This window comes from Candidatus Delongbacteria bacterium (assembly GCA_041675285.1).
Taxonomy (GTDB): domain Bacteria; phylum CAIWAD01; class CAIWAD01; order CAIWAD01; family CAIWAD01; genus CAIWAD01.
On the sequence record JBAYTZ010000034.1, the window covers coordinates 1 to 4,363 of the forward strand.

Below are 4,363 nucleotides of genomic sequence, written 5' to 3' on the forward strand. Positions count from 1 at the left end.
CGTGGCCATGCGGTCACGCTCCACTTCGAAACGGGATCGATCCTGACTGCGCCGGCGCGCCAGGATCTGGGCCAGGGTCTCGCCCGCGGCATTCTCCAGCTCGTCCGTCAGCACTTCCAGCCCGGCCGACCAGTCCCCGCCCACATCGAACTCGGTCACGGCCTGGACATAGATCACCAGGTGCTGGCCGCCGCGGATGGACCACTGCAGACGCTCGGTCCAGACGTCACCCTCCCAAGCGAGCTGGTAGCTCGTCAGGACCTGGCCCAGGACCGGCGCCGCCGGCAAGGGCGTCAGCAGCTCGATTGTGCGGCTGTTGGAGTCGAATGCCTTGACGATGCGCGAGACACCGCCCACCTCCACGCGCGTGCCCGGCTGGAAGACGGCCGTGCCGGCCACCTTCAAAAGGCTGGTGGTGGACCCGGATCCCGTGACGTCGCTGGCCTGGATGGCTTCATGCTTCTGGCGGGGAATGGTCGAAGACTCGTGGGTCCGGTGAATCAAGTCGACGTGGGCAGACTCCAGCACGGCCTTGGGCACGCCAACGGGCAGGCGCGTGCGCGTGTTCTTCAGCTCGTAGACGCGCACGCGGTAGCCGCGGATCTCTTCCAAGTCCACCAGCGCCGGCTTGTCCCAGGAGAGGCGCAAGGCATAGGCCTCGTTGTCGCCCGATCCGCCCTGATCGTCCTTGAAGAGCTCCAGGACCGTGTTGGCGTGGGCGGCCTTGGCCTGCAGGATCTCGGTGCGCACACTGCTCTTGGCCGCCTTGGTGGCGTCCACGGCCGCCAACATCTCAGAGGCCGTGGCCACGCCCGTGCCATAGCCAAGGGCCGTCACCGTGGCCGGGTAGAAGTAGGCGGCCGGCTCGGTTACGCTGGCGGGCACCGTCAGGACCAGGGTCTGCAGGGCGACGTTGACGGAAAGGACCGTCACCTCGGTGAGGAGTCCTTCCGAGTGGAGCAGCAGGGTCTGGCTTTCATGGGCGGACGACAGTGCCGTTCCCGCGCCAGTGACCGTCGCCGATCCCGTGACGATGGACAGCGTGCCGGGCTCGCGGCCGGTTCCCGCCGCGCCCGAGACAATCGCCTGCTGCTTGGCGTGCAGGACCTCCAGGTCCAGGCTGCCACTCACGGCCTGGGTGCCGCGAATCTGGCCCAGCGTGTAGCCCGCCAGGCGCTTGGCGTTGATCAGGGCCCGATAGCCGTCCAGTTCGCTGACGTGCGAAGACAGCGCCTCGACACTGATCCGCGCGGCCGTGTAAGTGTCCAGGGCAGTTTTCAGAGCTGCCGTGCGGTCCGGGGCGTCCGCCAGGATCTGCAGGGCCAGGTTGTCTTCACTGAGGATGGGCGTGCCCGGCTTGGACGGGATCTTCCGCGTCTCCACAACTCGGTCCCCATGGCCATCCTGCAGATTGAGGATGCCGTGGCGGAAAAGGAGCTCTAGCTCCGGGTGCTGGGCCAGGGCGTTCGCCACCGTGAGCACCAGACTTCCCGGGGTCTGCTCGTTCTCGTAACCCACGCGGAAGTCCTGGGCCGTGGTGTGCGTGTCGGTGTTCGGCTGATGGATGCGCTTGTCGCTCACCACCTGGGCGAAGCCGCGCAGGTCCACCACCGTCCCATCCGCATGGACGCTTGCCACCACCACCTCCTGCGTGCCCTTGACCGGGAAGGGAGAAAGGCGCAGGGAGAAGCCATGGATCTGGCGTGTCTGGTGGGTCTGTCCGGTCACGAAGTGGGTCTTGGGCGCTGCCTCTGTCAGGGTATAGCCGGCGAAGACGTAGTTGGTCGACCCTGGCCAAGGCTGGCGAGCTTCATCAAGGTTGACGATGCGCTCGCCGTCCACATAGGCCACGCCCGGAGCGAGCACCAGATCACTGCCATTCTGGGTGACTTCGAAGCCATGGATGACGCCGTCGGTGAAGAGGTCGTCCGTCCGATCCAGGATGGCTTGCAGGAGGGCGTCCCGGCTGTAGTTCTCGTCTTCCAGGGTGGGCTTGTCGCCCGAGAAGAACAGGTAGCGGTCCACGATCACGCCTCCAGGAATGTCAGCACGCAGGCTGCGTGCGCGGGTTTCTCGGCCATCACGAGCTCAGCCACGCGGGCCTGTTCCTGGGTATCCAGGGCAGTCGCCGTTTCAATCGTCAGCCAGAAGCTGAAGCGGATGTCCAGGTCCGCCTGGCTGAAGAGCCTGTTCTGGCGATAGGCATCCAATTCCTCGTCCCCTTGGTCGGCCACGCTGAAGAGGTGCGACCGTTCTTCTTCCACCTGCCACTTGTCGTCCAGCGCAGTCCGCACGATGCGCGCCTGGGGATCATCCGCGTACACGGTCAGGGCCGAAAGCGTGTGGCCCAGCACGTCCTCGACCAGGTACTTCATCCCCATGGCGCTGCCAGCGAACTGGCGCGTGGCGGGCAGGATGGCCAGGCGCGCCTCCAGCTCGGCATTCCTCTCACCCGCCAGCCGCCTCGTCCCACGATCCAAGGCGTGTCGCTCCAGATCGCTCGTGCGCAGGTCGGTCGCGTAGTAGGGGTTCGTTCCATCGCCCAGCGTCCACACGAACCCGCGCCGGCGCAGGCGGTAGATGGTCTCCTTGGCCGCGTCCAGGGAGAGACCAAGGGCGTCCAGCAGGCGCGAGAGGGCGCTGTCGTCCACGCGCCTGCGGACCTTGGGCAAGAGGCCCAGCAGATAGGGTCCCAGGCGGCTGTCCATCAGAAGTCCCACACCGTCTTGTCGATGGGCTCGATCACCGGCACAACCTCGCCGGCGGGGGCCTGCACGCGATCCTGGTAGGTGCGGCCCTTCACGCGATGGACGAGGGTGGCCGCCTGGGCGTCCACGTCCAGGTACTCGGCCGGCGTCGCCGCCACATCCGCCGTGGGCGCGTCAACTGTCACGTTGTAGACGCCATCCACGGCCATGACGGCCGCCACGAGGCGCGCGCGGATGAGCCCCTCGCCGAGCTGGAGAGCCTCCGAGTAACCCTGCAGGGCCAGACGAACGGCCGCGTCCACCGCAGCCTGGTCTGCCGTGGCCAGGCGCCAGATGGTGAGGGCCAGGGCGACCGGCGTGATGGTCGCACTGGAGACCACGAGCTGGGCGGTCAGGGGTTGCCGCGGGCGGATATACACCCTGACGTCGTCCAGGAGCTGCGGCGTGGGCGCGCCATTCGTGCCCAGCACCACCACGCCCACCGTGCCGGGCCCGTAGGGCGCGTCGTCCAGCACCATGGCCGCTTGCACGCCTGGCACACTTATCGCCCATGCATGGTAGGCGCCGCGCGTGCCGCCGACGCCCAGGGTCTCCCACTTGCCAATCGCCCGTTCGCGGAAGGCCCGGTCGCTCTCGGCGTCCGCGCCCTCCTGCGCCAGGTAAGGAATGCCCTCCCGGTCCACGTTGGTGACACTCTCGATGCCGGAGATGGGCGTGACGATCAGCGTGACCGTGCCCGGGCCGACGTTGCCGGCAATGCCTGCTGTCTCGGCCGTGGCGGTCACGTAGGTGGCGGACTGGCCCGTCTGCAGGGTGACGTCCGTGTCCGTCAGGAAGCGCGTGCTCCTCCCCGCCGAGTCCTTTCGGCTGCGCACTATGGTGCCGGCCGGGATTAGCGTGTCCTGGGTGGCCGGTGTGGATCGCGTGAACGTGAGGCGGATCTGGGCCTGCTTGGCGATGAGCCGGCGCACGCCAACTTCGCGGGCTTTCAGGTCCAGCCACGAGCCTGTGGCAGTCTGGATGAAGAGGGCGCCGCTGACCGTCCGCACCAGCTGGTAGAGGCCGGCCAGACCGCTGGCCAGGGCCTCCAGGATGCCGCGCAGCGCCGCGCCCGGATTCAGGTTGGTGAAGGGCGTCTTGGCCAGGACGGCCGAGAGGAGATCGGCCAGGATCTCGTCGAAGGTCCTCATGCCTGGATCTCCCCCTGGCTGACGACGAAGGGACCTTTCAGGCCCAGGCCCCACACCAGCTCCTGCAGCCGGTCCTGCCCGGCCAGGGCGAAGCGGATGCGGAAGACCTTCTCCTCGGCCGTGAACCCGATCTGCTGGACAAGGATGCTGGCGTCCTCGACGCGCGGCTCGTCCTCCAACGCCTCGCGCAGGTAGCGCTTGGCCAGCATGCGTGTCCTGGGCGTGTCGGGCGCGCCCAGGAGGCTCTTGATGCGGCAGCCCCAGGTGGGATGGGCAGGCAGCTCGCCCGGCAGCGTGGCCAAGCGGTCGAGGATGTCCTGACGCAGCACGTCCTCGTCATGTGCGATCTGCAGGTCGCCCGTTGGCGCCACCAGGAGGTCGCCGTCCGCCGCAAAGGCGATGTCGCGGGCTAGGAACGTGCTCATAGGATGGCCCCCGGCCCCGTCGTGGCGCCCGTCTGGGCAC

General features: G+C 67.8%; 4 protein-coding genes. All 4 read right to left on the reverse strand.

Annotated elements, in window-relative coordinates; all coding sequences use genetic code 11:
- The coding region (locus WC326_16445; protein MFA7332660.1) for a hypothetical protein at positions 1 to 2,025 on the reverse strand (2,025 nt) is incomplete at its 3' end.
- 2 nt (positions 2,026 to 2,027) lie between these two features.
- The gene (locus WC326_16450; protein ID MFA7332661.1) at positions 2,028 to 2,708 is read right to left on the reverse strand and encodes a hypothetical protein; all 681 of its coding nucleotides are present in this window, start codon (positions 2,706 to 2,708) and stop codon (positions 2,028 to 2,030) included.
- Positions 2,708 to 3,898 (reverse strand): baseplate J/gp47 family protein, encoded by a 1,191-nt coding sequence (locus WC326_16455; protein MFA7332662.1) that lies wholly within the window; start codon positions 3,896 to 3,898, stop codon positions 2,708 to 2,710. Before WC326_16455 ends, WC326_16450 begins: the two co-directional genes overlap by 1 nt.
- Positions 3,895 to 4,363 (reverse strand): GPW/gp25 family protein (locus tag WC326_16460; protein MFA7332663.1); only part of this gene is annotated, 469 nt, incomplete at its 5' end. The genes WC326_16460 and WC326_16455, both read right to left, overlap by 4 nt.